Origin of the sequence: Streptomyces lusitanus (assembly GCF_042647945.1) — a bacterium.
GTDB classification, from domain to species: domain Bacteria; phylum Actinomycetota; class Actinomycetes; order Streptomycetales; family Streptomycetaceae; genus Streptomyces; species Streptomyces pseudogriseolus.
The window spans coordinates 83,988-110,348 of the sequence record NZ_JBHRWL010000026.1; the positions used below are offsets into that span (position 1 = coordinate 83,988).

Genomic DNA, 26,361 nt, shown 5'->3' on the forward strand with positions numbered 1-26,361 from the left:
CGAAAGGCCCGCACCCCGTCCTCCCGGGGTGCGGGCCTTCGTCGTCCGTACGGCGGCCGTACGGCGCCCGGCCGTCAGTTGCCCTTCGCGGCCTTCTTCTCGTCGGCGTCGTCGATGACCGCCTGCGCGACCTGCTGCATCGACATGCGCCGGTCCATCGAGGTCTTCTGGATCCAGCGGAACGCGGCCGGCTCGCTCAGCCCGTACTGCGTCTGGAGCACCGACTTGGCGCGGTCCACCAGCTTGCGCGTCTCCAGGCGCTGGCTGAGGTCGGCGACCTCGCGCTCCAGCTCCTTCAGCTCCGTGAACCGCGAGACCGCCATCTCGATCGCGGGCACCACGTCGCTCTTGCTGAACGGCTTGACCAGGTACGCCATCGCGCCCGCGTCCCGGGCCCGCTCGACCAGGTCGCGCTGCGAGAAGGCGGTCAGCATCAGCACCGGGGCGATGGACTCCTCGGCGATCTTCTCGGCCGCCGAGATGCCGTCCAGCTTGGGCATCTTCACGTCGAGGATCACCAGGTCGGGGCGGTGCTCGCGGGCCAGCTCGACGGCCCGCTCACCGTCGCCGGCCTCGCCGACGACCGTGTAGCCCTCCTCCTCCAGCATCTCTTTGAGATCGAGCCGGATCAGTGCCTCGTCCTCGGCGATGACGACGCGGGTCGTCATCGGCGGCACGTGCGACGTGTCGTCGGGCACGTCTGCGGGCTGGGGCGACTCGGGGGCGCTCAACGTGGGCTCCTTGCTGCGAGGCAGGCCGGTACTGCTGACAAGAGCGTACCCAGCTGCGGTAAGGTGGGGGCACGGCGGGTGACCGTCGACCTTCGTTTTGCAGGGCGCCCCGGTAGCCCAGCGGTAGAGGCAATGGTCTCAAACACCATCCAGCGTCGGTTCGAATCCGACCCGGGGTACTTTTCCTCAGAATCCAAGGTCACCATTTGCCAGCGGATGTCCACCTTTTCGGTGAACATCCGCTTCTTCGCGTATCGTCCGGCCGGCCGCGCTACCGAGGACTGTCGTCCTCGCCGATGTGATGGACGCGGACCAGGTTGGTGGAGCCGGAGACCCCGGGCGGGGAGCCGGCGGTGATGACCACGGTGTCGCCCTTCGCGCAGCGCGCGTACCGCAGCAGCAGCTCGTCGACCTGGTCGACCATGGCGTCGGTGGACTCGACGTGCGGCCCCAGGAAGGTCTCCACGCCCCAGGTGAGGCTGAGCTGGGAGCGGGTGGCCGGGTCCTGGGTGAAGGCGAGCAGCGGGATCGGTGAGCGGTAGCGGGAGAGCCGGCGGGCGGTGTCGCCCGACTGGGTGAAGGCGACCAGGAAGCGGGCGCCGAGGAAGTCGCCCGTCTCCGCGGCGGCGCGGGCCACGGCGCCGCCCTGGGTGCGGGGCTTGTTGCGCTCGGTCAGCGGCGGGAGTCCGCGGGCGAGGATGTCCTCCTCGGCGGCCTCGACGATGCGGGCCATGGTGCGCACGGTCTCCACGGCGTGCTTGCCGACGCTGGTCTCGCCGGAGAGCATCACGGCGTCGGTGCCGTCGATGACGGCGTTGGCGACGTCGGACGCCTCGGCGCGGGTGGGCCGGGCGTTGTCGATCATGGAGTCGAGCATCTGGGTGGCGACGATGACCGGCTTGGCGTTGCGCCGGGCCAGCTCGACGGCGCGCTTCTGGACGATGGGCACCTGCTCCAGCGGCATCTCGACGCCCAGGTCGCCGCGGGCCACCATGATGCCGTCGAAGGCGGCGACGATCTCGTCGAGGGCCTCGACGGCCTGGGGCTTCTCGATCTTGGCGATGACGGGGAGCCGGCGGCCCTCCTCGTCCATGATGCGGTGGACGTCCTTGATGTCGCGTCCGCTGCGGACGAAGGAGAGGGCGACGACGTCGAAGCCGGTGCGCAGCGCCCAGCGCAGGTCGTCCTCGTCCTTCTTGGAGAGGGCGGGCACGGAGACGGCGACGCCGGGGAGGTTGAGGCCCTTGTGGTCGGAGATCACCCCGCCCTCGACGACGGTGGTGCGGACACGGGGGCCGTCGACGGCGGTGACCTCGAGGGTGACGCGGCCGTCGTCGACGAGGACGCGCTCGCCCGGGGTGACGTCCTCGGCGAGGCCGGCGTGGGTGGTGCCGCACATGTGGCGGTCGCCCTCGACGCCGTCCTCGACGCTGATGGTGAAGGAGTCGCCGCGTTCGAGGAGTACGGGGCCCTCGGCGAAGCGGCCCAGACGGATTTTCGGGCCTTGAAGGTCGGCGAGGAGTCCCACGCTGCGGCCGGTCTCGTCGGCGGCCTTGCGCACCCTTCGGTACCGCTCCTCGTGCTCGGCGTGCTCGCCGTGGCTGAGGTTGAAGCGGGCCACGTCCATTCCGGCGTCGACCAGGGCCTTGATCTGGTCGTACGAGTCCGTCGCGGGACCCAGGGTGCAGACGATTTTCGCTCGGCGCATGGTTCGACCTTAGGGCTTACCGGCGGGTAGCGATTTGGCGGCGCGTGACGAGTCAACGGCGCGCGGGTGAAGGGGTATTGACAAGTGTTGAAGTGTGCGCCAGGCCGCTCGGACGAGCGGGACGGGGGGTGGTCACCGGATCGAAACCTGGAAGGACTGTTCGAGGTCGACGTGTTCAGGTCAGAATCGTCGCGCGAATCTACGCGCGTTGTGCGCCGCCGTCGTACGAGGAGAGCCTGACATGCCGTTGGACCGCCGGAAGTTCCTGAAGAAGTCCGCCGTCACGGGGGCGGGGGTGGCGCTGGCGGGTACGGTGGCCGTCCCGGCGGCCGAGGCCGCGCCGCCCGCGGGACGGGGGAAGAAGCCGGTGAAGCGGTACGCACTGACCGTGATGGGCACCACGGACCTGCACGGTCACGTCTTCAACTGGGACTACTACAAGGACGCCGAGTACCAGGACCCGGCCGGCAACGCGCAGGGCCTGGCCCGCGTGTCCACCCTGGTGAACCGGATCCGCGCCGAGCGCGGCCGGGAGAACACCCTGCTGCTGGACGCGGGCGACACCATCCAGGGCACCCCGCTGACGTACTACTACGCCAAGGTGGACCCGATCACCGCCAAGGGCGGTCCGGTGCACCCGATGGCGCAGGCGATGAACGCCATCGGGTACGACGCGGTGGCGCTCGGCAACCACGAGTTCAACTACGGCATCGAGACGCTGCGGAAGTTCGAGGAGCAGTGCGACTTCCCGCTGCTGGGCGCCAACGCGCTGGACGCGAAGACGCTGAGGCCCGCCTTCCCGCCGTACTTCATCAAGACGTTCCGCGTGAAGGGCGCGCCGCCGGTGAAGGTGGCGGTGCTGGGGCTGACCAACCCGGGCATCGCCATCTGGGACAAGGCTTACGTGCAGGGCAGGCTCACCTTCCCGGGCCTGGAGGAGCAGGCGGCGAAGTGGGTACCGAAGCTGCGCTCGATGGGCGCGGACGTCGTGGTGGTGTCGGCCCACTCGGGCACCTCCGGCACGTCCTCCTACGGTGACCAGCTGCCGCACGTGGAGAACGCGGCGGCGAACGTGGCGCGGCAGGTGCCGGGCATCGACGCCATCCTGGTCGGCCACGCGCACACGGAGATCGCGGAGCTGCGGGTGACGAACGAGAGGACCGGCCGGGAGGTCGTGCTGTCGGAGCCGCTGTGCTACGCCGAACGGCTGACGCTGTTCGACGTCGAGCTGACCTTCGAGCGGGGCCGCTGGCAGGTGGAGTCCGTCAAGGCGTCGCTGCGGGACGCGGCATCGGTGGAGGACGACCCGCGGATCACCCGGCTGCTGGGCGACGAGCACGCGCAGGTGGTGGCGTACGTCAACCAGGTGGTGGGGACGGCGACCGAGACGCTGACGACGGTGGAGGCGCGGTACAAGGACGCGCCGATCATCGACCTGATCAGCAAGGTGCAGGAGGACGTGGTCCGGGAGGCGCTGGCGGGCACGGAGCACGCCTCGCTGCCGGTGCTGTCGCAGGCCTCGCCGTTCTCCCGGACCAGCGAGATCCCGGCCGGCGACGTGACCATCCGGGACCTGTCGAGCCTCTACGTGTACGACAACACGCTGGTGGCGAAGCTGATGACGGGCGCTCAGGTGCGGGCGTACCTGGAGTACTCGGCGGAGTACTTCAACCAGACCCCGGCCGGCGCCCCGGTGGACGTCGACAAGCTGACGAACGCGAACGGCCGCCCGGACTACAACTACGACTACGTGTCGGGCGTGCGGTACGACATCGACATCGCCCAGCCGGCCGGGTCGCGGATCAAGAACCTGACGTTCGACGGCGCCCCGGTGGACGACGCGCAGCAGTTCGTGTTCGCGGTGAACAACTACCGGGCCAACGGCGGCGGGGCGTTCCCGCACGTGGCGTCGGCGCCGGAGCTGTGGGCGGAGTCGACGGAGATCCGCACCCGGATCGCGGAGTGGGCGACGGCCAAGGGCGTGCTGGACCCGAAGGACTTCGCGTCGGAGGACTGGCGGCTGACCCGGGACGGCACGCCGGTGTTCTGACGCCCGTTCCTTCGTACGGGAGGTCAGGTCCCGCCCCGCCCGGTGAGCTGTACGGCTCGCCGGGCGGGGCGGGCGCGTTTCGGGGGCCGTCGCGTCTACCGGTGCACAGTGGCGAGGGCCCTGTCCGCGGCCGCGCACAGGGTGGCGTCGTCCCGGTCGGTGCCGGCCCAGGCGATGTGCCCGTCGGGGCGGATCAGGGCAGGCGGCCGGGCGCCGGGCGCCGCTCTGGCGGACGCGGTCTCGGAGACGGCCCGTCCCGCCCTCCACCGCGTGCTCGGCCATCTCGCCCCGGAGGCCTTCGACGAGCGCGTCGAACACGGCCTGACCGCGGTCCTCGCCCGGCGGTGAGTGGTGCCCGGAGCGCGTCGAGGCGGCGCGGCTCCGGGCGGGCCCGGCGCGTCGGCTACGCCTCCTGGACGCGCAGGGCGCGGGCCAGGTCGTCGAGGCGGTCGGTGAACTGGCGGCGCAGGGCGGGCACGGGGTCGGCCTTGCGCAGTGTCTTCTCGCCGAGCCTCAGGGTTTCGGCCTCTACGGCGTGGGCGGGGAACGCCCAGCGGCCGGCGGCCGTGGCGATGGCGGGGCCGCGGCGCGCGGCGACGGCCACCGCGTCCTTGAAGTAGCGGGCCACGTAGGGGCGGACGAGGTCGGCCTGCTCGGGCTGCCAGAAGCCCTGGGCGGTCGCGGTGAACAGGTAGTTGGACAGGTCGTCGGAGCCGAACATGGCGTCCCAGGCGCGGGCCTTGGCGTCCGGGCCGGGCAGGGCGGCCCGGCAGCGGGCGGCGCCTTCCTGGCCGGTGGCGCTCGGGTCGCGGCGCAGTTCCTCGGCGACGGCGCTCTCGTCCACCGCGCCCAGCACGGCGAGCCGGGCGAGGATCCGCCAGCGCAGTTCGGGGTCGAGTTCGGGGCCGCCGGGGACGGTGCCGTCGGCGAGCCAGGCGGCGATGGTCTCGGGGCGTCCCGCGGCGTCGATGCAGTGGCGCACCGCGACCAGGCGCAGCCCCGGGTGGTCGCCGTCCTCGGTGCGGCGGATGAGGGCGCGGCACAGGTCGGTGAGGGTGGCGAGCGCGGCGGGCCGCCGGTCCGGGGCGAGGTAGTGGTCGGCGACCTCGGTCGAGGCGAAGGCGAGGACGCCCTGGACCAGGGCGACGTCGGTCTCCTCGGGCAGATGGGCGGCGGCGGTGGCCAGGAAGTCGGAGGGGGCGAGGTCGCCGTCGCGGACCATGTCGCGCAGGCTGTTCCAGACGACGGCGCGGGTGAGCGCGTCGGGGATGCCGGAGAGGCCGCGCAGGACGGTTTCCAGGGAGGTCTCGTCGAGGCGGATCTTGGCGTAGGTCAGGTCCAGGTCGTTGGGGACGACCAGGGCGGGGCGGGTGCCGGGGCGCGGCTCGGGGGCGTCGGTGTGCGGCACGTCGGCCTCGTAGCGCTCGCGCAGGGTGAGGGTGCGTCCGTCGCTGAGGTCGCGGTCGTACACGCCGACGGTCACCCGGTGCGGGCGGCTGCCCTCGCGGTCCAGGGTGAGCGTCCACCGGCCGGGCACCGCGTCGACGGTGGCGGTGAGGGTGTCGACGCCGCTGGTGCGCAGCCAGGCGTCGGCCCAGGCGTGCACGTCGCGTTCGGTGGCGGAGGCCAGGGAGTCGATGAACTCGGCGAGGCCGGCGTTGCCGAAGCGGTACCGCTCGAAGTGGGTGTTGATGCCGGCGAGGAAGTCCTTCTCGCCGAGCCAGGCGACGAGCTGGCGCAGCGCGGAGGCGCCCTTGGCGTAGGAGATGCCGTCGAAGTTGAGCAGCGCGGAGGCGGTGTCCTCGACGTGCTCCGGGGCGACGGGGTGGGTGGAGGGCCGCTGGTCGGCGTCATAGCCCCAGGTCTTGCGGGAGACGCCGAAGTCGGTCCAGGTGCCGTCGCCGCGCCAGCGGGGCGGCTGTGCGCCAGGGTTGGCGGGGATGACCTCGTTGAGGGTCTGGTAGCCCATGTACTCGGCGAAGGACTCGTTCAGCCAGATGTCGTCCCACCAGCGCAGGGTGACGAGGTCGCCGAACCACATGTGGGCCATCTCGTGGGCGACGACCATGGCGCGCCGCTGCCGCTCGGTGTCGGTGACGGCGGAGCGGTAGACGAACTCGTCGCGGAAGGTGACCAGGCCCGGGTTCTCCATGGCGCCCGCGTTGAACTCGGGCACGAAGGCCTGGTCGTAGGAGTCGAAGGGGTAGGGCTCCTCGAACTTCTCGTGGTAGCGGTCGAAGCAGGCGCGGGTGATGTCGAGCAGTTCCTCGGCGTCGGCCTCGAGGTGCGGGGCGAGGGAGCGCCGGCAGTGCAGGCCGAAGGGCAGCCCGCGGTGCTCGGTGCGCACGGAGTGCCAGGGGCCCGCGGCGACGGCGACCAGGTAGGTGGAGACGGGCGGGGTGGGCGCGGCCTGCCACACGCCGCCGCCGGTGTGCTCGGTGACGCCGTTGGCGAGGACCGTCCAGTGCTCGGGCGCGGTGACGGTGAGTTCGAAGACGGCCTTGAGGTCGGGCTGGTCGAAGGCGGCGAAGACGCGCTGCACGTCGTCGAGGAACAGCTGGGTGTAGACGTAGGTCTCGCCGTCGGTGGGGTCGGTGAAGCGGTGCATGCCCTCGCCGGTGCGGGAGTAGCGCATGCGCGCGTCGACCAGCAGCTCGTGCTCGCCGGCGGTGAGGTTCTTCAGCGGGAGCCGCCCGTCGTCGAGGAGGGCGGGGTCCAGGGGCTGTCCGTCGAGGGTGACGGAGCGCAGCTCGGCGGGCTTGATCTCGACGAAGGTGTCCGCGTCCGCGCGGGCGCCGAACCTGATGACGGTGCGGGAGTCGAACGTCTCGTCCCCGGCGGTCAGGTCGAGGGCGATCGTGTAGCGGTGGACGTCGATGAGCTGTGCTCGGTTCTGCGCTTCGTCGCGCGTCAGTACGGACATGCACGCCATGCTGCCTGATGGTTCCTGCCCGGCACAGAGGAGGATGGGGTACGCGGCCTATGTCCGGTCCCCGCCGAGCTCCGCGGTGTGCGCCCCCGGGGGGTGTGCGGGAGGCACGTGCGCGTGCGGCGGGGGCGGCGCGGGGCGTACGGCGGGGGCGCCGGCCGCGTCGAGCCGGGCGCGCAGGGCGCGCACCTCGGCCTGAAGGGCGAGCCCGCGCTGGTGGGTGTCGTAGAGGTGGCGCACCTTGGTGCGCAGCGCCCAGGGGTCGACGGGGGTGGTGACGAGGTCGGCCACGCCGAGGCGGTAGGCGGCGGCGCCGAGCCGGTGGTCGCGGGCGAAGCCGGTGAGCAGGACGACGGGTATGTGCCGGGTCTGCTCCAGGCGCCGCATCCAGCGCACCACGTCGAGTCCGCCGGTGCCGGGCATGTGGGCGTCGAGCAGGAGCACGCCGACGTTGCCGCGCAGCAGCTGCTTGAGCGCCTCGTCGCCGCTGGTGGCCCGGCCCAGCGGCTGTCCGAGCGGGGCCAGGGCGCTCTCCAGGGCGTACAGCGTGTCCTCGTGGTCGTCGACGAGGAGGATGCGGGCGGTGGGCGGCATGGCGCACGTCCTTCCTCGTCAGGGCCGGGCGCGGGGCCCGGACGCTGACGGACGGTGCTCGGCGGCCGACACGGCGTGCACAGCGAGCATGCACCGCGCGGGCCGCCCTGTCACTCCCCGCCGCGTCCCGGGCCCGCCTTCTGTCCGCTCAGGCCGTGCCGCCCGCGGCGTCGTCCGCGATGCTCTCGTGGTGGCGGATCACCTCGGCGATGATGAACGTCAGGAACTTCTCCGCGAACGCCGGGTCGAGCTTGGCGCTCTCGGCGAGGGCCCGCAGCCGGGCGATCTGGCGGGCCTCGCGCCCCGGGTCGGCGGGCGGCAGCCGGTGCTCGGCCTTGAGCCGGCCGACCTGCTGGGTGCACTTGAAGCGCTCGGCCAGCATGTGGACGACGGCCGCGTCGATGTTGTCGATGCTGTCGCGCAGGCGGGTCAGTTCGTCGAGGACCGCGGGGTCGGCTTCGGGGCCGGCGGTGTTGCTGGTGGTCATGACGGTTCAGCCTACGGCGGGCGGGCGCCCGCGGCGGCACGGACCGTACAGTGGACGGTGTCCAGGCGCGGCGGGGGTGCGACGTGGCGAACGGCGGACCGGTGGAGCACGGTTATCCGCATCTGCGGACGGTGCGGGAGTCGGTCACGGCGCTGTACCGGCGGCTGTCGTACGACACGGTGCGGACCTTCTCGGTGAGCGTGGCGCCGGCCGACGTGGCGTTCGCGGACGTGGACGACCTGCATCTGGGGGCGCAGCGGGTGGCGCGCGAGATGGTGGCGCACTACCGGCTGCCGGACGCGCGGCTGATCGTCGGGTTCCGTGAGATGACGCATGCGGCGAACGTCGAACTGGCGGCGGGCCCGGAGTACTTCGTCGAGCTGAACGACCGGTTCCGTAACCATCGGCGGGACATCGGGGCGGCGCTGGCGCACGAGGTGGCGCACGTGTACCTGCACCGGCTGGGGCTGTCGTTCCCGTCGACGCGGGAGAACGAGATCTTCACGGACACCGCGGCGACGTACCTGGGCGCGGGGTGGCTGCTGCTGGACGCGTTCCGGGAGGACGGGGCGTCGTCGCAGAAGCTCGGGTACCTCACGCCGGAGGAGTTCGGGTACGTGCTGGCGAAGCGGGCGCTGCTGTTCGGCGAGGACCCGTCGGTGTGGTTCACCAGTCCGCAGGCGTACACGGCGTACCGCGAGGGGCTGGGGCTGGCGCGGCGGGACGCGGAGCAGCCGCCGCTGCGCGCGGCGGGGTGGGCGGGGCGGCGCCGGTACGCGCGGGACCGGCGGCACGCGCAGGGGCACACGCCGGGGCACGCGCGGGCGCCGGAGGCGGGGCGGGAGACGGCGTACCGGTTCTCGGCGGACGGGCGCGGCCCGCTGCGGGTGTCGTTCCCCTGTCCCACCTGTCACCAGCGGATCCGGGTGCCGGTGGCGGGGCGGGTGCGGGCGCGGTGCGGTCTGTGCCGGTCCGTGCTGGAGTGCGACACCTGACGTCCGGCTCCGGCGCCCCGCTTTCACGGCCGTCACAAAGGCGGCATTTCACCCCGGCATTCGCCCACTTCTCGGGTGTTCGCTATTTTGTTCGCCGCAGTCGTGTGCGCCGCCGTCCCCCGCCGGCCGTTTCCGTCCCGACCCCGCCGAGGAGCCGGCCTGTGGAGCCCGAGTCCGCCGTCACCACCTGCTACCGCCATCCGCGGGTGGAGTGCCACGTGCGCTGCGTCCGCTGCGAGCGGTACATCTGCCCCGACTGCATGCGCGAGGCGGCCGTGGGCCACCAGTGTCCCGACTGCGTGCGGGAGGGCGCCCGGTCGATGCGGCAGGCTCGCACCCTGGTGGGCGGCCGGGTCTCCGCGGTGCCCGTGGTGACGTACGCGCTGATCGCCCTCAACGCGCTGGCGTATCTGACGGAGGTCGTCCGGCCGGAGGTCGTGGACCGGTTCGCGATGGTGGGCGCGGGGCTGCTCGGCCCGGACGGCGGCCACTACGTGTGGACGCGGCCGTACCCCGCGGACTTCACCCCCGAGGGCGTCGCGGGCGGCGAGTGGTACCGGCTGCTGACCGGCGCGTTCCTGCATCTGCCGCCCACTGAGGGGACGTTCGGAGTCCTGCACGTGCTGATGAACATGGCGATGCTGTGGAACCTGGGCCGGGTGGTCGAGCCGATGCTCGGCCGGGTCCACTACGTCGCCCTGTACGTGCTGTCCGCGCTGGGCGGCTCCGTGCTGGTGCTGCTGCTCGCGCCTTCGGACCCCACGGTCGGCGCGTCCGGCGCGCTGTTCGGGGTGGGGGCCGCCTTCTACGTGGTGTCCCGGCGGGTGGGCGCCGACATGCGCGGGGTGAACCGCTACATGACCGGGCTGCTGCTGTGGCTGGTGGTCTCCGCGTACCTCACCTCGTGGCAGGGCCACCTGGGCGGGCTGCTGACGGGCGCGCTGGTGGCGCTCGCGTTCGCCTGGGCGCCGCGCGACGGGCGCCGCGTGCTGGTGCAGGCCGGCGCGTGCGCGGGGCTGGTGGTGCTGCTCGCCGTCCTGGCGGTGGCCAAGGTGTCGGAACTGACAGGTGGAGGGATCCCCCAGTGAAACGTGCCGGTGTGCTCTTCCTCGCTGGCGTCCCCGTGGTCGCCACGGCGGTGTACTTCGTCCTGCCGTCGGGAGCCGCCGACGCCCCCGCCGCCCCCTCCTCGGTCAGCGCCCAGTCCTCCCGCGACGACGTCAAGGACCGCGCCGAGCAGGAGCACGAGCGGCAGCGGGACGAGGACGACGAGGTCATCGCCTCCCTGCCGCCGGGCCTCGCCGCCCCCGCCAAGCGGGAGCTGGCCCACCGGCTGGTGTCGAGCGCCGAGCACTCCACCACCGACTGGCGCTCCACCTACGGGATCATCGAGGACCGGGACGACGACTGCGGCTACACCGCGGGCATCATCGGCTTCTGCACCGGCACCCACGACCTGCTCACCCTGGTGGAGCACTACACCGAGAGCCACCCCGGCAACGGCCTCGCGCGCTATCTGCCCGCCCTGCGCGAGGTCGACGGCACCGACTCGCACGAGGGGCTGGACCCGGGCTTCACCGACGCGTGGAAGGCGGAGTCCCAGCTGCCGGAGTTCCGCGCCGCGCAGGAGGAGGAGCGCGACCGCGTCTACTTCGAGCCGGCGGTCCGCCTCGCCAAGCTGGACGGCCTGGGCACCCTGGGCCAGTTCGTGTACTTCGACGCGATGGTCTTCCACGGCACCGGCACCGACGAGAACGGCTTCTACGCCCTGCGCGAGCGCGTCCTGGAGCGGGCGAAGACGCCCGCCGCCGGCGGCTCGGAGAAGACGTACCTGGACGCCTTCCTCGACGTCCGCCGCGAGGCCATGCTCACCCGCTACCCGGACCGCGACACCTCCCGGATCGACACCGCGCAGCGCCGGTTCCTCCAGGCCGGGAACCTGGACCTGGACACCCCGCTCACCTGGGAGATGTACGGGGACTCCTACACCCTGTCCTGAACATGGTGCGGCGCCTGCCCAGTCGGTCCGGTCGGGGACTGGCGGGCAGGCGCCGCGGTGTTCCGCACGCCGTTGTGCGTCACGTTCTCGGGGGTGTCAGACCGCCAGGGCGCGGTCCGTGGGGCGGATCGGGGCGGGCAGGGCGCTGGCCCCGGTCAGGTACCGGTCGCAGCCCCGGGCGGCCGAGCGGCCCTCGGCGATCGCCCACACGATGAGCGACTGGCCGCGGCCGGCGTCACCGGCCACGAACACGCCGGGCACGTTGGTCTGGAAGTCGTCGTCGCGGGCGATGTTGCCGCGCGCGTCCAGCTCCAGGCCGAACTGCTCGACCAGGCCGTTGTCCCGGTCGGTGCCGGTGAAGCCCATGGCGAGGGTGACCAGCTGCGCGGGGATCTTGCGCTCGGTGCCCGGCTTCTGGGTCAGCTTGCCGTCGACGAACTCCACCTCGGTCATGTGCAGCCACTGGACGTTGCCGTCCTCGTCGCCCTCGAAGTGGGTGGTGGAGACGGAGTAGATCCGCTCGCCGCCCTCCTCGTGCGCGCTGGTGACCTTGTACAGCATGGGGAACGTCGGCCAGGGCTGGGCGACCGGGTCCCGCTCGTCGTTCGGGCGGGGCATGATCTCCAGCTGGGTGACGGACGCGGCGCCCTGGCGGTGGGCGGTGCCCACGCAGTCGGCGCCGGTGTCGCCGCCGCCGATCACGACGACGTGCTTGCCCTCGGCGGTGATCGGCGGGGAGACGTAGTCGCCCTCCTGCACCTTGTTCGCCAGCGGCAGGTACTCCATGGCCTGGTGGATGCCCTTGAGCTCCCGGCCGGGCACGGGCAGGTCACGCGCGGTGGTCGCGCCGACGGCGAGGACCACGGCGTCGTACCGCTTGCGCAGCGCGGTGGCGGGCATGTCCCGGCCGATCTCGACGCCGGTGCGGAACTTGGTGCCCTCCGCGCGCATCTGCTCGATGCGGCGGTTGATGTGCCGCTTCTCCATCTTGAACTCGGGGATGCCGTACCGGAGGAGCCCTCCGATGCGGTCCGCGCGCTCGTAGACGGCGACGGTGTGGCCGGCCCGGGTCAGCTGCTGGGCGGCGGCCAGGCCCGCGGGGCCCGAGCCGACGACGGCGACGGTCTTGCCGGACAGGCGCTCGGGGATCTGCGGCGCGACGTCACCGGTCTCCCACGCCTTGTCGATGATGGAGACCTCGACGTTCTTGATGGTGACCGGCGGCTGGTTGATGCCGAGCACGCACGCCGACTCGCACGGGGCGGGGCACAGCCGCCCGGTGAACTCGGGGAAGTTGTTGGTGGCGTGCAGCCGGTCGCTCGCCGCGCCCCAGTCCTCGCGGTAGGCGTAGTCGTTCCACTCGGGGATGAGGTTCCCGAGGGGACAGCCGTTGTGGCAGAACGGGATGCCGCAGTCCATGCAGCGGCTGGCCTGCTTGCTGATGATCGGCAGCAGGGAGCCGGGGACGTAGACCTCGTTCCAGTCCTTCCTGCGCTCCTCCACCGGACGGGACGCGGCGACCTCGCGGCCGTGGTTCAGAAAGCCCTTCGGGTCAGCCATTGATCGCCGCCTCCATCATCTTCTCGGTGATCTCGGTCTCGGAGAGACCGGCTCGCTCGGCGGCGTCCTTGGCGGCGAGCACTGCCTTGTACGTGCTGGGGATGATCTTGCTGAAGCGCTCCACGGCCGTGTCCCAGTCGGCGAGCAGCTTCTCGGCGACGGTGGAGCCCGTCTCCTCCTGGTGCCGCCGGACCACGTCGTGCAGCCACTGCTTGTCGGCGTCGTCCAGCGCCTCGACGGAGGCGAGGTTGCCGGCGTTCACGTTGTCCCGGTCCAGGTCGACGACGTAGGCGACGCCGCCGGACATGCCGGCCGCGAAGTTGCGCCCGGTCTCGCCGAGGACGACCGCCTGGCCGCCCGTCATGTACTCGCAGCCGTGGTCGCCCACGCCCTCGGAGACGACCAGCGCGCCGGAGTTGCGCACGCAGAACCGCTCGCCGACCTTGCCGCGCAGGAACATCTCGCCGCCGGTGGCGCCGTAGGCGAGGGTGTTGCCCGCGATGACGCTGTACTCGGCGAGGTGGTCGGCGCCGCGGTCCGGGCGGACGACGACACGGCCGCCGGAGAGGCCCTTGCCGACGTAGTCGTTGGCGTCGCCCTCCAGGCGCAGCGTGACACCGCGCGGGAGGAAGGCGCCGAAGGACTGGCCGGCGGAGCCGGTGAAGGTGATGTCGATGGTGTCGTCGGGCAGGCCCGCGCCGCCGAACTTCTTCGTCACCTCGTGGCCGAGCATGGTGCCGACCGTGCGGTTGATGTTGCGGATGGCGACCTGGGCGCGCACCGGCTGGGCGTCCTCGGCGCCGGAGGCGGAGAGCGCGTCGGCGGCGAGCTTGATCAGCTCGTTGTCGAGCGCCTTCTCCAGCCCGTGGTCCTGGGCGACGACCTGGTGGCGGGCGGCGCCCTCGGGCAGCTCGGGCACGTGGAACAGGGGCTCGAGCTCCAGGCCCTGCGCCTTCCAGTGGTTGACCGCGCGGGTCACGTCCAGCACCTCGGCGTGGCCGACGGCCTCGTCGATGGAGCGGAAGCCCAGCTCGGCGAGGAGCTCGCGGACCTCCTCGGCGATGAACCGGAAGAAGTTCACCACGTACTCGGCCTTGCCGGAGAACCGGTCGCGCAGCACGGGGTTCTGGGTGGCGATGCCGACCGGGCAGGTGTCCAGGTGGCAGACGCGCATCATGACGCAGCCGGAGACGACGAGCGGCGCGGTCGCGAAACCGAACTCCTCGGCGCCCAGCAGCGCGGCGATGACGACGTCGCGGCCGGTCTTGAGCTGGCCGTCGGTCTGGACGACGATCCGGTCGCGCAGGCCGTTGAGCAGCAGGGTCTGCTGGGTCTCGGCGAGGCCGAGCTCCCAGGGGCCGCCCGCGTGCTTCAGCGAGGTGAGCGGGGAGGCGCCGGTGCCGCCGTCGTGGCCGGAGATCAGCACGACGTCCGCGTGCGCCTTCGACACACCGGCCGCGACGGTGCCGACGCCGACCTCGGAGACCAGCTTGACGTGAATGCGCGCCTGGGGGTTGGCGTTCTTCAGGTCGTGGATCAGCTGGGCGAGGTCCTCGATGGAGTAGATGTCGTGGTGCGGCGGCGGGGAGATGAGCCCCACGCCCGGCGTCGAGTGCCGGGTCTTCGCCACCCACGGGTAGACCTTGTGGCCGGGCAGCTGGCCGCCCTCGCCGGGCTTGGCGCCCTGGGCCATCTTGATCTGGATGTCGTCGGAGTTGACCAGGTACTCGGACGTCACGCCGAAGCGGCCGGAGGCGACCTGCTTGATGGACGACCGGCGCGCCGGGTCGTACAGGCGCTCCGGGTCCTCGCCGCCCTCACCGGTGTTGGACTTGCCGCCCAGTTGGTTCATGGCGATGGCGAGGGTCTCGTGCGCCTCCTGCGAGATGGAGCCGTACGACATGGCGCCGGTGGAGAACCGCTTGACGATCTCGGAGACCGGCTCGACCTCCTCCACCGGGATGGGCTTCCGGCCGGACTGGAAGCCGAACAGGCCGCGCAGCGTCATCAGCCGCTCGGACTGCTCGTTCACGCGCTCCGTGTACTTCTTGAAGATGTCGTAGCGGCCGGAGCGCGTGGAGTGCTGGAGGCGGAACACCGTCTCCGGGTCGAACAGGTGCGGCTCGCCCTCGCGGCGCCACTGGTACTCGCCGCCGATGTCCAGCGCGCGGTGCGCCGGGGCGATGCCGGAGGCGGGGTACGCCTTGGCGTGGCGGGCGGCGACCTCCTTGGCGATCACGTCGATGCCGACGCCGCCGATCTTGCTGGTGGTGCCGTTGAAGTACTTCTCGACGAAGGACTCCTCGAGACCGACGGCCTCGAAGACCTGGGCGCCGCGGTAGGAGGCGACCGTGGAGATGCCCATCTTGGACATGACCTTCAGGACGCCCTTGCCGAGGGCGTGGATGAGGTTGCGGAGGGCCTGCTCGGGCTCGGCGCCGGGCAGGAAGGTGCCCGCGCGGACCAGGTCCTCGACGGACTCCATGGCCAGGTAGGGGTTGACCGCGGCGGCGCCGTAGCCGATGAGCAGGGCGACGTGGTGCACCTCGCGGACGTCGCCGGCCTCGACCAGCAGGCCCACGTGGGTGCGCTGCTTGGTGCGGATGAGGTGGTGGTGGACGGCCGCGGTGAGCAGCAGCGACGGGATCGGCGCGTGCTCGGCGTCGGAGTGCCGGTCGGACAGGACGATCAGGCGGGCGCCGTTCTCGATGGCGGCGTCGGCCTCGGCGCAGATGTCGTCGATGCGGGCGGCGAGGGCCTCGCCGCCGCCGGCCACCCGGTACAGGCCGGAGAGGGTCGCGGCCTTGAAGCCGGGCATGTCGCCGTCGGCGTTGATGTGGATGAGCTTGGCCAGCTCGTCGTTGTCGATCACCGGGAAGGGCAGGGTGACGCTGCGGCACGCGGCGGCCGTCGGCTCCAGCAGGTTGCCCTGCGGGCCCAGCGAGGAGCGCAGGGAGGTGACCAGCTCCTCCCGGATGGCGTCCAGCGGCGGGTTGGTGACCTGCGCGAACAGCTGCGTGAAGTAGTCGAACAGCAGCCGGGGGCGCTCGCTGAGCGCGGCGATCGGCGAGTCGGTGCCCATGGAGCCGATGGGCTCCGCGCCGGTCTTGGCCATCGGCGCGAGGAGGACGCGCAGCTCCTCCTCGGTGTAGCCGAAGGTCTGCTGGCGGCGGGTGACCGAGGCGTGGGTGTGCACGATGTGCTCACGCTCGGGCAGGTCGGACAGCTCGATCTCGCCGGCCTCGAGCCACTCCTCGTAGGGGTGCTCGGCGGCGAGCCGGGACTTGATCTCGTCGTCCTCGATGATGCGGTGCTCGGCGGTGTCCACGAGGAACATGCGGCCGGGCTGGAGACGGCCCTTGCGGACCACCTTGGCCGGGTCGAGGTCGAGCACGCCGACCTCGGAGCCGAGGACGACCAGGCCGTCGTCGGTGACCCAGTAGCGGCCGGGGCGCAGGCCGTTGCGGTCGAGCACGGCGCCGACCTGGGTGCCGTCGGTGAAGGTGACGCAGGCCGGGCCGTCCCAGGGCTCCATCATCGTGGAGTGGTACTGGTAGAAGGCGCGCCGGGCCGGGTCCATGGAGTCGTGGTTCTCCCACGCCTCCGGGATCATCATCAGCACCGAGTGGGGCAGCGAGCGGCCGCCGAGGTGCAGCAGCTCCAGCACCTCGTCGAAGGACGCGGAGTCGGAGGCGTCGGGGGTGCAGACCGGGAAGATCCGCGCCAGGTCCTTGCCGGTGCCGAACAGGTCGGACATCAGCTGGGACTCGCGGGCGCGCATCCAGTTGCGGTTGCCCTTGACGGTGTTGATCTCACCGTTGTGCGCGACGAAGCGGTACGGGTGCGCGAGCGGCCACGACGGGAAGGTGTTCGTGGAGAACCGGGAGTGCACCAGCGCGATCGCGGAGCCGAAGCGGCGGTCGGACAGGTCCGGGAAGAAGGGCTCGAGCTGGCCGGTGGTCAGCATGCCCTTGTAGACGATGGTCCGCGCGGACAGCGACGGGAAGTAGACGCCCGCCTCGCGCTCGGCGCGCTTGCGCAGCACGAACGCCTTGCGGTCCAGTGCGATGCCTGTGCTGACCCCGTCGGTGACGAAGAGCTGGCGGAAGACCGGCATGGTGGAGCGGGCGGTGGCGCCGAGCAGCTGGGGCGCGACCGGCACCTCGCGCCAGCCGAGCACGGTGAGCTCCTCGGCGGCGGCGATCTCCTCGATGCGGGTGACGGCCTCGCCGGCGCCCTCCTCGGGGAGGAAGGCGATGCCGACGGCGTAGCCGCCCGCCTCGGGCAGATCGAATCCGGCCACCTCGCGGAAGAAGGCGTCCGGGATCTGGGAGAGGATGCCCGCGCCGTCGCCGGAGTCCGGCTCGGAGCCGGTGGCGCCGCGGTGTTCGAGGTTCCGCAGGACGGTGAGGGCCTGCTCGACCAGGGTGTGGGACGCCTCGCCGGTGAGGGTGGCGACGAAGCCGACGCCGCAGGCGTCGTGCTCGTTGCGGGGGTCGTACATACCCTGCGCAGCAGGGCGAGCATCCATGAACGACCAGCTCGCGCGGTCGTTCGAGGAATGCTGGGACGGCTGGCGCGGCGTACGCATCGGCTCTCCCGTCGTCGTCAATTGGCATTGGTGCAAGTGCCGAGGGACGACGTTGGCCCTCTGCGTGTGGCTAAATTTCGTGCAGGTTACATGATGGAACGACTCTCGGGAACCGGGATAATCCGTTCCAGCATGCGGACATCGAGCGGGTCGCGGCGGGGTTCCGCGCCCCTCGACGGAAGCGGTGGGGGGCCGGTCCGGACAGATCGGTGTCCGTCGGCCCGAGGGCGGGAGGAGGCTTCTTCGCCTCCTCCGCTGGGCACGCCGCCGGCCTCGTTGCCACCGGCGCGTACGGCTCATGCCCACTGGTCACACTTTCGAAACCAGCAAGTAATGATTGTTTATGCGAAGCTTCGCATAACCGCAAGGGGTCATCCTACGGCGGTGCCGAAGAGCGATCCCAGGGCGTACGTCACACCGGCCGCCGCGCCGCCGAGGGCGAGCTGCCGCAGGCCGCTGTACCACCAGGAGCGCGCCGTGACCCTCGCGACCACGGCCCCGCACAGGAAGAGCCCGAGCAGCGCGACCAGCACGGCCGGCCACAGGCTGCCCGCGCCGAGCAGGTACGGCAGCACCGGCAGCAGCGCGCCCAGCGCGAAGGAACCGAAGCTGGAGACCGCCGCGACGGCCGGCGAGGGCAGGTCGCCGGGGTCGACGCCCAGTTCCTCGCGGGCGTGTATCTCCAGCGCCTGCTCCGGGTCGCGGGAGAGCTGCCGGGCCACCTCGCGGGCCAGGGCGGGCTCGACGCCGCGCGACTCGTAGAGCGCGGCCAGCTCGGCCTCCTCGTCCTTGGGGTGCTTGCGCAGCTCCCGGCGCTCGACGTCCAGCTCGGCCTCGACCAGCTCGCGCTGGGAGGCCACGGAGGTGTACTCGCCGGCCGCCATGGAGAAGGCGCCGGCGGCCAGTCCGGCGAGCCCGCTGAGGACGATCGTCTGATGGCCGACGGCGCCGCCCGCGACGCCGGTCATCAGGGCGAGGTTGGACACCAGCCCGTCCATGGCGCCGAACACCGCGGGGCGCAGCCATCCGCCGTTGACGTCGCGGTGGGTGTGGTTGTCGCGGTGCGCCTCGTGGAGCGTCGCCTCGGTCTCGATGATGGCCACGCCTGGTCCCCCTGGACTCTGCCGGGCGCCCTCGTCCACGGACGCCCGCGCCACTCTCTTTGGACTCGTTCCAATTTTCGACGCGACCCAGTCTACGCCTCGCCTCCAGCCCCCGCCAGCAAGGAAAGGCTGCGCTAACCAGCGCTTTTGTCTCCCGCCCCGGTCCGCCCGGCCGCCCCGCGCATGTCCGCTCGGCCGCCCCGCGCATCTCGTCCGGGTGACGCTCCGGCGCACCAGGCTGCGGCGCACACGGCACCGGGGACAGTTCCGCAAAGGGCCCGCGCCCCACGGGGCGCGCCTGAGAGGAGAGCCGCGTATGGCATCGACCGCCCGCATCCCCTCGGCGCCCGCGCCCGGGGACGCCCTCGGGCTCCGCGAACGGGCCCGCGGCGCGCTGCTCGGCCTGGCCGTCGGCGACGCGATGGGCGCGCCCGCCGAGAACATGAAGCCCTCCGAGATCCGCGCGAAGTGGGGCCGCATCACGGGCTATGTGAACGACCCCCCGGCCGGCACGGACGACACCGAGTACGCGATCTTCTCGGGCCTGCTGGCCGCCCGGCACGGCTCCGCGCTCACCCCCGCGCACGTCGAGGCTGCCTGGCACGAGTGGATCGCGGACCGCGCCGAAGGCCCCTTCCGCGGCGCCGGGTTCAGCGAACGCGGCACGCTGGAGAACCTGCGCCGGGGTCTGGCCGCGCCCATCTCCGCCCAGCACCGGCACGCCTGGAGCGACGGACTGGCCATGCGGGCGGCGCCCTACGGCGTGCACGCGGCCGGACGGCCCGACGAGGCGGCCCGGCTCGCGGCGATCGACGGCTCGGTCAGCCACGACGGGGAGGGCATCCACGGCGGGCGGGCCGTCGCGGCGGGCGTCGCGGCGGCCATGGCCGGGGCGCCGGTGGTCACGGTCGTGGCCTCGGCGCTCGCGGTCGTACCGGACGACTCCTGGACCGCCCGCTCGCTGCGCCGCGCGGTGACCGCCGCCCACCGCGGCGAACGGGCGGTCCGCGCCGCGGTGGTGATCGGCGGCTACCCCTGGACCGACCTCGCCCCGGAGGCGGTGGCCCTGGCCTTCGGCGCCTACGCGGCGGCCGACGGCGACTTCGAACAGGCGGTGCTGACCGCCGTGAACATGGGCCGCGACGCCGACACCACGGCGGCGGTGGCGGGCGCGCTGGCCGGGGCGACCCAGGGTGTCGCCGCCGTCCCTGAGCACTGGGCCGCGGCCATCACCCCGGCCCGCGGCACCTGTCTGCCCGCCATGGCCGGCCACCACGTCCTCGACATCGCGGACCTGCTGACCCCGGAGACCCCCTCATGACCTCCACCACCCCCGCACCGACCACCGACGACCCTCCCGCCCCGGCACCGGCCGCCGAGGCCCCGCCCACTCCGGCACCGGCCGCCGAGGACCCGCCCACTCCGGCACCGGGACGGGACGACGCTCTCGCCCCAGGACCGGCGCCCGACGGCCTTCTCGGGCCGGCACCCGGACAGGACGACGCCCTCGCCCCCGCATCCCGGAGGGGCGGCCCGCTCGCCCCCACACCCGGCGGCCCGCTCGCCCCCACACCCGGACAGGACGACGCCCTCGCCACCGCACCGACCACCGCCGAGCCGCTCGCCCCAGCACCTGAGCGGGACGACCCTCTCACCCCCGCGCCCGGGCAGGACGACGCTCTCGCCCCAGCCCCGGCCACCCACGTCCCTCTCGCCCCAGCACCTGAGCGGGACGACCCGCTCGTCCCCGCACCCGGGCAGGACGGCGCCCTCGCCCCCGCACCCCGGCGGGACGACGCGGCCCCGGTGCCGCGGACGCCCGCCGCGCCCTCGCTCTCCCCCCGTCCGCGCCGCGAGGCCGTCGAGGGGCTGCTGCTCGGGCTCGCCGCCGGGGACGCCGCGGGCTGGCCCGCCGCCCGGCATCGCGCCGCCCGTATGCCCGAGTGGACCCGGCGCCTCACCCGCGAGCTGGACACCTTCGCCGAGCAGAACGCCACCACCACGCTCCCCGTCCCCATCGCCCTCAACCAGCCTCCCGAGCCGCTGCGCCTCGGCCCCTCCGACGACGCCGAGTGGGCCGCGTTCGCCGCCGAGGCGGTGCTACGCGCGGGCGACGACACCGTGCTCGGCGACCTGAGCCGGGAGCGCCGTACCCGCGCCGCCATCGACCTCACCTGGAACGCGATCGCGGCCGAGGTCGCCGCCGCCACCGAGCGGGCCCCCGAGACGGAGTCCGCCGTGCTGCCGCTGCGCGCCCGCATCTCCGTGCGCGCCGGTCTCGGCAACCTCGCCACCGGGCTGCGCCCGCCCGCCACCGGCCACGACAACCCGCACTACTTCGACGACGCGGCCTGCGTCCGGGCCTGTGTGCTGGCCGTGGCGCACCCGGGCGACCCGCGGGCCGCCGCCGACCTCGCCGAGTTCGACGCCCGCTACACCCAGGACGGCGACGGCGTGCACGGCGCCCGCGCCATGGCCGCCGCCGTGTCCCTCGCGCTCGCCGGAGCCGACCCGGACGCCTGCGCGGCCGCCGCCTGCGCCGAGCTGCCCGAGGACACCGAGATCGGCCGCAACGCACGGCACGCCCTGGCGCTCGCCGCGGACGCCGACAGCGCCTTCGCGCTGGTGCCGCCGCTGGAGCACCAGATCGTCGACCACGTCTACAGCTACGGAGTGGCCGCCGCGGAGACCGTGCCGGTCGCCCTCGCCCTGACCACCGCCGCCCGCGGCCGGATCGCGGAGGCGGTCCCGGCGGCGGCCTGTCTGTCCCGGGTCGCGGACTCCGCCCCGGCGCTGGCCGGCGCCCTCACCGGCGCGCTGGGCGGCAGCGGCGCGATCCCCGCGTCCTGGCGGGAGAGCTGCCGCACCCTGTCCGGCTGCGTGCTCCCCCGGCTCACCGGGACGGACCTGGTGGAACTCGCCGGGCTGCTGGAAGCCGCCCAACCGACCGCACCCGGAGGATGATCCCGGCATGACATGCGAAGACATTGAAAACACCGAAAACACCCCTTCTCTGGACGAGCGGATCACCGGTGCCCTGGTGGGCGCGGCCGTGGGCGACGCCCTCGGCGGCCCGGTCGAGGGGTACTCCCCCGAGCAGATCGCCGAACGCCACGGCGGCCGCGTCCACGGCGTCGTCGGCCCGTGGCACGGCGACGACTGGCGCACCGCCCGGCCGATCGCGCCGTACCACAAGGGCGACGGGCACGTCACCGACGACACCCTGATGACCCACGCGCTGGTCCGGGTGTACGCGCGGGTCCGTGACCACCTGGACGCCTACGCGATCGCCGACCACCTGGTCCCGGACCTGATGACCAACCCGCGCTGGATCCCGGAGCTTGAGGCGGAGACGATCCCGCTGCACCGGATCTTCCTCGCCGAGAAGTGGCTGGTGGCCCGGCTGCACTACGGCCACGTCGACCCGCGCGAGGCGGGCGTGGGCAACATCGTCAACTGCGGCGCCGCGATGTACATGGCCCCGGTCGGCCTGGTCAACGCCGCCCATCCGGCCGCCGCGTACGCCGAGGCCCTGGACGTGGCGGGCGCCCACCAGTCGTCGTACGGCAGGGAGGCGGCCGGGGTGTTCGCGGCGGCCGTGGCGGCGGCCTGCACTCCGGGCGCGACCCCGGACTCGGTCGTCGCCGCGTGCCTGTCCCTGGCCAAGGACGGCACCCGGGAGGCGATCGAGAAGGTCTGTGAGGAGGCGTCGCACCACACCGACGTCGAGTCGGCGCTGCGCCCGCTGCGCGAGGCGGTCGCCCCGTACGACACCGTCGGGCCCGACTACCGCTCCCCCTCGCTGGGCGCCCGGCGCCCGTCCCGGCTGCACGCGATCGAGGAGCTGCCCGTCGCGCTGGGCATGGTGGTGGCGGCCCGCGGCGACTTCCGCCATGCGGTGCTGGGCGCGGTCAACTACGGCCGCGACTGCGACTCCATCGCCACGATGGCCGGAGCGGTGACCGGCGCACTGGGCTCCCCGGTGCCCGAGGAGTGGGCCAAGACCGTGGCGGAGGCCAGCCGTCTCGACCTGTGGGAGCCGGCCGCCGCGCTCACCGCGGTGGCCCGCGAGGTCTTCGCCCGGGACGTGGAGCGCCGCCGCGCCCACGAGCGGGCGTTCGCGCGGCTGGGAGGCGCCGGATGCTCCGACTGACCTGGGTCCAGCCCGAGGACCTCGTCGGCCACGAGCTGCGCCAGGCCGCGCTCGACGGCCGGGAGGCGTCGGCGGTCGCCGCCCGCTGGCACGCGGCGGGCGGCCCCCCGGCCCCGCTCGCCGCCGGCGCCTCCCCCCGCCCGGTCTCCCGTTACCTCCGGCTGCTGGCGAACGACCTGCTGGACGAGCTGGCCGAGCTGCCCAGCACCCTCGCCGACGACGAGCCCTCCGACCTGGCGGCGATCCAGGCGCTGTGCCCGGAGTGGCCCGTCTCCCCCGGAGCCCCGGCCGCCTGGGACGGGCCCGTGTTCGAGGCGCGTCTGGAGGCGGCCTGGCTCGGCCGGGCGGCGGGCTGCCTGCTGGGCAAGCCGGTGGAGAAGCTGCCCCTCGCCGCCATCCGCGCCCTGGCCCGCGCCGCCGGCAACTGGCCGCTGGCCGGCTGGTTCACCGCCCGGGGCGTCCCCGCCGAGCTGCTGGCCGAGCACCCCTGGAACCGGCGCTCCGCCGCCACCTCGCTCGCCGAGAACATCGACGGCATGCCCGAGGACGACGACCTCAACTACCCGCTGCTCGCCCTGCTGGTGCTGCGCCGCCACGGCCGCCGCTTCACCACCGCGGACGTGGCCCGCGTCTGGCTCGACGAGCTGCCCGCGGGCCGCACCTTCACCGCCGAGCGCATCGCCTACCGCAACCTGCTCTGCGGACTCGAACCGCCGCTGACCGCCCGCCACCGCAACCCGTTCCGCGAGTGGATCGGCGCCCTGATCCGCGCCGACGTGCACGGCTGGACCAACCCCGGCGACCCGGGCGCCGCGGCCGTGCAGGCCCACCGGGACGCCGCCCTCACCCACACCGCCAACGGCGTCTACGCGGCCATGTTCACCGCCGCCGTCATCGCCGCCGCGGCCGGCGGCGAGCGCGACGCGCACGCCTGTCTGCGCACGGGACTCACCGTCGTCCCGCCCCGCTCCCGGCTCGCCCGCGCCGTCCGCGACGCCGTACGGCTGGCCCGCGAGCACACCGACTTCGACACCGTCGTCGACCTGCTGCACGAGACCCACGGCGCCACCCACCACTGGGTGCACGCCGTCCCCAACACCGCCCTGCTGGCCGCCGCCCTCACCCACGCCGACGGGGACTTCACCGCCTCGATCTGCCGCGCGGTGTCCGGCGGCTGGGACACCGACTCGGTCGGCGCCACCGCCGGCAGCGTCGCCGGGCTGCTCGCCGGCACGCCCCGCGCCCTCCCCGAGCGCTGGACGGCCCCGCTGAAGAACCGTCTGGCCACCTCCGTCGGCGACTTCGACGGCACCGGCTTCGACACCCTGGCCCGTCTCACCCATCTGGAGGCGTCCCGCCCATGACTCCCCCCGACCCGGCCACCGCCGCCCCCACCCCCGATCCTGCCGCTCCCCCGCTGACCGGCCTGCGCGTCCTCGACCTTGCCACCCTCTTCGCCGGCCCCCTCGCGGCCACCCTGCTCGGCGACTTCGGCGCCGACGTCGTCAAGGTCGAACACCCCCGCAGACCCGACCCCTCGCGCGGCCACGGCCCGTCCAAGGACGGCGTCGGCCTGTGGTGGAAGGTGCTCGGCCGCAACAAGCGCACCGTCACCCTGGACCTGTCCACGCCGGGCGGCCGGGCCACCCTGCTGCGCCTGGTGCGCACCGCCGACGTGGTCGTGGAGAACTTCCGCCCCGGCACCCTGGAGAAGTGGGACCTGGGCTGGCCCGAGCTGTCCGCGGCCAACCCCCGGCTGGTGCTGGCGCGGGTCACCGGCTTCGGCCAGTTCGGCCCGTACGCGCACCGGCCGGGCTTCGGCACCCTCGCCGAGGCGATGAGCGGCTTCGCCGCGCTCACCGGCGAACCGGACGCGCCCCCGACCCTGCCGCCCTTCGGGCTCGCCGACTCGATCGCGGGCCTCACCACGGCGTACGCGATCATGACCGCGCTCGCGGCCCGCGACCGCACCGGCGAGGGGCAGGTCGTGGACATGGCGCTGATCGAGCCGATCCTGGCCGTGCTCGGCCCGCACCCCACCTGGTACGACCAGCTCGGGTACGTCCAGCCGCGCACCGGCAACCGGTCGCAGAACAACGCCCCGCGCGGCACCTACCGCACTGCCGACGGCACCTGGGTCGCCGTCTCCACCTCCGCCCAGTCGATCGCCGAGCGGGTGATGGTCCTGGTGGGCCGCCCGGACCTGATCGACGCGCCCTGGTTCGCCACCGGCGAGGGCCGGGCCCGGCATGCCGACGTGCTCGACGAGGCGGTCGGCGGCTGGATCGCCGGGCACACCCGCGCCGACGTGCTGGCCGCGTTCGAGAAGGCGGAGGCGGCCGTCGCCCCGGTCCAGGACGTACGGGACGTCATGGAGGATCCGCAGTACCAGGCCCTGTCCACCGTCACCACCGTGGACGACCCGGAGCTGGGCCCGCTGCGCATGCAGAACGTGCTGTTCCGGCTCTCCGCCACTCCGGGGTCGATCCGCTGGGCGGGCCGCCCGCACGGCGCGGACACCGAGGAGGTGCTGACCGAGCTGGGACTCACCCCGGCCGACCTGGCGGAGCTGCGGGCGGAGGGCGCCTTGTGAGCAGCGTCCCGCTGACCTGGCTGTACGCCCCCGGCGACCGCCCCGACGTGGTGGCGAAGGCGCTGGCGGCCGGGGCGGACGTGGTGGTGGTCGACCTGGAGGACGCGGTCGCGCCGGACCGCAAGGCGTACGCCCGGGCGGCCACCGCCGAGCTGCTGCGCGACCCGCAGCCGGTGCCGGTGCACGTCCGGGTCAACGCCCTCACCGGGCCCTGGGGGCCGGCCGACGTGGCGGCGCTGGCCCCCGCGCCCGGTCTGTCGGGGCTGCGGCTGCCGAAGGTGTCCGCACCGTCCGACGTGGTGCGGGTCGCGCGCCGGGCCGTCTCCGCGCGGGGCGGCTCCCCGCCCCTGTACGCCCTGCTGGAGACCGCCCTGGGCGTCGAGCACGCCCACGCCGTGGCCACCGCGCACCCGGCGCTGCGCGGCATCGCGCTCGGGGAGGCGGACCTGATGGCCGATCTGGGGATGCGTGAGGACGCCGGTCTCGACTGGTGCCGGGCGCGGGTGGTGGTCGCGGCGCGCGCGGCGGGACTGGCCCCGCCCGCCCAGTCCGTGCACCCGGACATCCGCGACCTGGAGGGCCTGGAGGCGTCCTGCGTGCGCGGGCGCGCCCTGGGCTTCCTGGGCAGGGCGGCGATCCATCCGCGTCAGCTCCCGGTCATCGAGCGGGCCTATCTGCCCACGGAGCGGGAGATCGAGCAGGCGGAGACGGTCCTCAAGGCGGCGGCCGGCACGCAGGGCGCGCAGGCGCTGCCCGACGGCACGTTCGTGGACGCGGCGGTGGTGACGGCGGCGCACCGGACGCTCGCACTGGCGCACAAGCGGTGACGGGGCAGGACGCCGCGGACGTGCCGAGGGCGCCCGGGGTG

19 protein-coding genes and 1 tRNA gene are annotated in these 26,361 nt (G+C 73.4%); 12 read left to right on the forward strand and 8 right to left on the reverse strand.

The genetic code is table 11. The features are described from left to right. Positions 1 to 74: 74 nt before the first annotated feature. Positions 75 to 731, reverse strand: a complete 657-nt coding sequence (locus tag ACFOSY_RS29410) for an ANTAR domain-containing response regulator (protein WP_394312643.1) — start codon at positions 729 to 731, stop codon at positions 75 to 77. 106 nt (positions 732 to 837) lie between these two features. On the opposite strand from ACFOSY_RS29410, the gene ACFOSY_RS29415 reads away from it, so the two are divergent. After that, positions 838 to 910, forward strand: a tRNA-Leu gene (locus tag ACFOSY_RS29415). 92 nt (positions 911 to 1,002) lie between these two features. Here the strand turns inward: ACFOSY_RS29415 and pyk are convergent. Continuing rightward, positions 1,003 to 2,439, reverse strand: a complete 1,437-nt coding sequence (pyk, locus tag ACFOSY_RS29420) for a pyruvate kinase (RefSeq protein WP_394312647.1) — start codon at positions 2,437 to 2,439, stop codon at positions 1,003 to 1,005. Between the two features lie 241 nt (positions 2,440 to 2,680). Between pyk and ACFOSY_RS29425 the strand changes: the two genes are divergently transcribed. Continuing rightward, the gene (locus ACFOSY_RS29425) at positions 2,681 to 4,489 is read left to right on the forward strand and encodes a bifunctional metallophosphatase/5'-nucleotidase (RefSeq protein WP_394312650.1); all 1,809 of its coding nucleotides are present in this window, start codon (positions 2,681 to 2,683) and stop codon (positions 4,487 to 4,489) included. A 108-nt stretch (positions 4,490 to 4,597) separates the two neighbouring features. Continuing rightward, positions 4,598 to 4,837, forward strand: coding sequence for a hypothetical protein (locus ACFOSY_RS29430; protein ID WP_394312652.1), 240 nt, complete (start codon positions 4,598 to 4,600; stop codon positions 4,835 to 4,837). Between the two features lie 55 nt (positions 4,838 to 4,892). On the opposite strand, the gene pepN is transcribed toward ACFOSY_RS29430, so the two are convergent. The 3 genes from pepN to ACFOSY_RS29445 all read right to left on the reverse strand — a co-directional run bounded on the left by pepN (position 4,893) and on the right by ACFOSY_RS29445 (position 8,499). Continuing rightward, positions 4,893 to 7,421: an aminopeptidase N gene (gene pepN, locus ACFOSY_RS29435; RefSeq protein WP_394312654.1), complete on the reverse strand. Its 2,529-nt coding sequence runs from the start codon at positions 7,419 to 7,421 to the stop codon at positions 4,893 to 4,895. Positions 7,422 to 7,469: 48 nt separating this feature from the next. Next, the gene (locus ACFOSY_RS29440; protein ID WP_394312656.1) at positions 7,470 to 8,012 is read right to left on the reverse strand and encodes a response regulator; all 543 of its coding nucleotides are present in this window, start codon (positions 8,010 to 8,012) and stop codon (positions 7,470 to 7,472) included. 148 nt (positions 8,013 to 8,160) lie between these two features. Continuing rightward, positions 8,161 to 8,499, reverse strand: a complete 339-nt coding sequence (locus ACFOSY_RS29445) for a chorismate mutase (RefSeq protein ID WP_394312658.1) — start codon at positions 8,497 to 8,499, stop codon at positions 8,161 to 8,163. Positions 8,500 to 8,582: 83 nt separating this feature from the next. Between ACFOSY_RS29445 and ACFOSY_RS29450 the strand changes: the two genes are divergently transcribed. From ACFOSY_RS29450 to ACFOSY_RS29460, 3 genes are all read left to right on the forward strand, one after another. Beyond that, positions 8,583 to 9,494 carry a hypothetical protein gene (locus tag ACFOSY_RS29450; RefSeq protein WP_394312660.1) on the forward strand — a complete coding sequence of 304 codons (912 nt, stop codon included), beginning with the start codon at positions 8,583 to 8,585 and terminating at the stop codon, positions 9,492 to 9,494. Positions 9,495 to 9,655: 161 nt separating this feature from the next. Further along, complete coding sequence (locus ACFOSY_RS29455; protein WP_394312662.1) at positions 9,656 to 10,582, forward strand: rhomboid family intramembrane serine protease; 927 nt, start codon at positions 9,656 to 9,658, stop codon at positions 10,580 to 10,582. Then, a complete protein-coding gene (locus ACFOSY_RS29460; RefSeq protein ID WP_394312664.1) occupies positions 10,579 to 11,493 on the forward strand; it encodes a chitosanase in 915 nt (304 codons plus the stop codon). Before ACFOSY_RS29455 ends, ACFOSY_RS29460 begins: the two co-directional genes overlap by 4 nt. Before the next feature lie 96 nt (positions 11,494 to 11,589). Here the strand turns inward: ACFOSY_RS29460 and ACFOSY_RS29465 are convergent, their stop codons facing one another. From ACFOSY_RS29465 to ACFOSY_RS29475, 3 genes are all read right to left on the reverse strand, one after another. Then, positions 11,590 to 13,053: a glutamate synthase subunit beta gene (locus ACFOSY_RS29465; RefSeq protein WP_031018463.1), complete on the reverse strand. Its 1,464-nt coding sequence runs from the start codon at positions 13,051 to 13,053 to the stop codon at positions 11,590 to 11,592. Beyond that, positions 13,046 to 17,644: a glutamate synthase large subunit gene (gene gltB / locus ACFOSY_RS29470; protein WP_394312667.1), complete on the reverse strand. Its 4,599-nt coding sequence runs from the start codon at positions 17,642 to 17,644 to the stop codon at positions 13,046 to 13,048. The genes ACFOSY_RS29465 and gltB overlap by 8 nt, the downstream gene beginning before the upstream one ends. A 371-nt stretch (positions 17,645 to 18,015) precedes the next feature. Further along, on the reverse strand, positions 18,016 to 18,747 hold the full coding sequence (locus ACFOSY_RS29475; protein WP_394312670.1) for a VIT1/CCC1 transporter family protein: 732 nt from the start codon (positions 18,745 to 18,747) through the stop codon (positions 18,016 to 18,018). 316 nt (positions 18,748 to 19,063) lie between these two features. Here ACFOSY_RS29475 and ACFOSY_RS29480 point away from each other — a divergent pair, with 316 nt between their 5' ends. From ACFOSY_RS29480 to ACFOSY_RS29505, 6 genes are read left to right on the forward strand one after another with little or no spacing between them, the layout of a single operon-like run. Then, on the forward strand, positions 19,064 to 20,068 hold the full coding sequence (locus tag ACFOSY_RS29480) for an ADP-ribosylglycohydrolase family protein (protein WP_394312672.1): 1,005 nt from the start codon (positions 19,064 to 19,066) through the stop codon (positions 20,066 to 20,068). After that, on the forward strand, positions 20,065 to 21,711 hold the full coding sequence (locus ACFOSY_RS29485; protein ID WP_394312674.1) for an ADP-ribosylglycohydrolase family protein: 1,647 nt from the start codon (positions 20,065 to 20,067) through the stop codon (positions 21,709 to 21,711). The genes ACFOSY_RS29480 and ACFOSY_RS29485 overlap by 4 nt, the downstream gene beginning before the upstream one ends. Positions 21,712 to 21,718: 7 nt before the next feature. Beyond that, positions 21,719 to 22,900 carry an ADP-ribosylglycohydrolase family protein gene (locus ACFOSY_RS29490; RefSeq protein WP_394312677.1) on the forward strand — a complete coding sequence of 394 codons (1,182 nt, stop codon included), beginning with the start codon at positions 21,719 to 21,721 and terminating at the stop codon, positions 22,898 to 22,900. Further along, positions 22,888 to 24,264: an ADP-ribosylglycohydrolase family protein gene (locus ACFOSY_RS29495; protein WP_394312679.1), complete on the forward strand. Its 1,377-nt coding sequence runs from the start codon at positions 22,888 to 22,890 to the stop codon at positions 24,262 to 24,264. The genes ACFOSY_RS29490 and ACFOSY_RS29495 overlap by 13 nt, the downstream gene beginning before the upstream one ends. Beyond that, positions 24,261 to 25,493, forward strand: coding sequence for a CaiB/BaiF CoA transferase family protein (locus ACFOSY_RS29500; RefSeq protein ID WP_394312681.1), 1,233 nt, complete (start codon positions 24,261 to 24,263; stop codon positions 25,491 to 25,493). Before ACFOSY_RS29495 ends, ACFOSY_RS29500 begins: the two co-directional genes overlap by 4 nt. Beyond that, a complete protein-coding gene (locus tag ACFOSY_RS29505) occupies positions 25,490 to 26,320 on the forward strand; it encodes an HpcH/HpaI aldolase/citrate lyase family protein (RefSeq protein WP_394312683.1) in 831 nt (276 codons plus the stop codon). Before ACFOSY_RS29500 ends, ACFOSY_RS29505 begins: the two co-directional genes overlap by 4 nt. Positions 26,321 to 26,361 lie beyond the last annotated feature (41 nt).

What these genes read in the sequence shown, in the direction of transcription:
- pyk (WP_394312647.1), bottom strand. Translation starts at nt 2,439, where the DNA reads ATGCGCCGAGCGAAAATCGTCTGCACCCTGGGTCCCGCGACGGACTCG.
- ACFOSY_RS29425 (WP_394312650.1), top strand. Translation starts at nt 2,681, where the DNA reads ATGCCGTTGGACCGCCGGAAGTTCCTGAAGAAGTCCGCCGTCACGGGG.
- pepN (WP_394312654.1), bottom strand. Translation starts at nt 7,421, where the DNA reads ATGGCGTGCATGTCCGTACTGACGCGCGACGAAGCGCAGAACCGAGCA.
- ACFOSY_RS29440 (WP_394312656.1), bottom strand. Translation starts at nt 8,012, where the DNA reads ATGCCGCCCACCGCCCGCATCCTCCTCGTCGACGACCACGAGGACACG.
- ACFOSY_RS29445 (WP_394312658.1), bottom strand. Translation starts at nt 8,499, where the DNA reads ATGACCACCAGCAACACCGCCGGCCCCGAAGCCGACCCCGCGGTCCTC.
- ACFOSY_RS29465 (WP_031018463.1), bottom strand. Translation starts at nt 13,053, where the DNA reads ATGGCTGACCCGAAGGGCTTTCTGAACCACGGCCGCGAGGTCGCCGCG.
- gltB (WP_394312667.1), bottom strand. Translation starts at nt 17,644, where the DNA reads ATGCGTACGCCGCGCCAGCCGTCCCAGCATTCCTCGAACGACCGCGCG.
- ACFOSY_RS29480 (WP_394312672.1), top strand. Translation starts at nt 19,064, where the DNA reads ATGGCATCGACCGCCCGCATCCCCTCGGCGCCCGCGCCCGGGGACGCC.
- ACFOSY_RS29485 (WP_394312674.1), top strand. Translation starts at nt 20,065, where the DNA reads ATGACCTCCACCACCCCCGCACCGACCACCGACGACCCTCCCGCCCCG.
- ACFOSY_RS29490 (WP_394312677.1), top strand. Translation starts at nt 21,719, where the DNA reads ATGACATGCGAAGACATTGAAAACACCGAAAACACCCCTTCTCTGGAC.
- ACFOSY_RS29495 (WP_394312679.1), top strand. Translation starts at nt 22,888, where the DNA reads ATGCTCCGACTGACCTGGGTCCAGCCCGAGGACCTCGTCGGCCACGAG.
- ACFOSY_RS29500 (WP_394312681.1), top strand. Translation starts at nt 24,261, where the DNA reads ATGACTCCCCCCGACCCGGCCACCGCCGCCCCCACCCCCGATCCTGCC.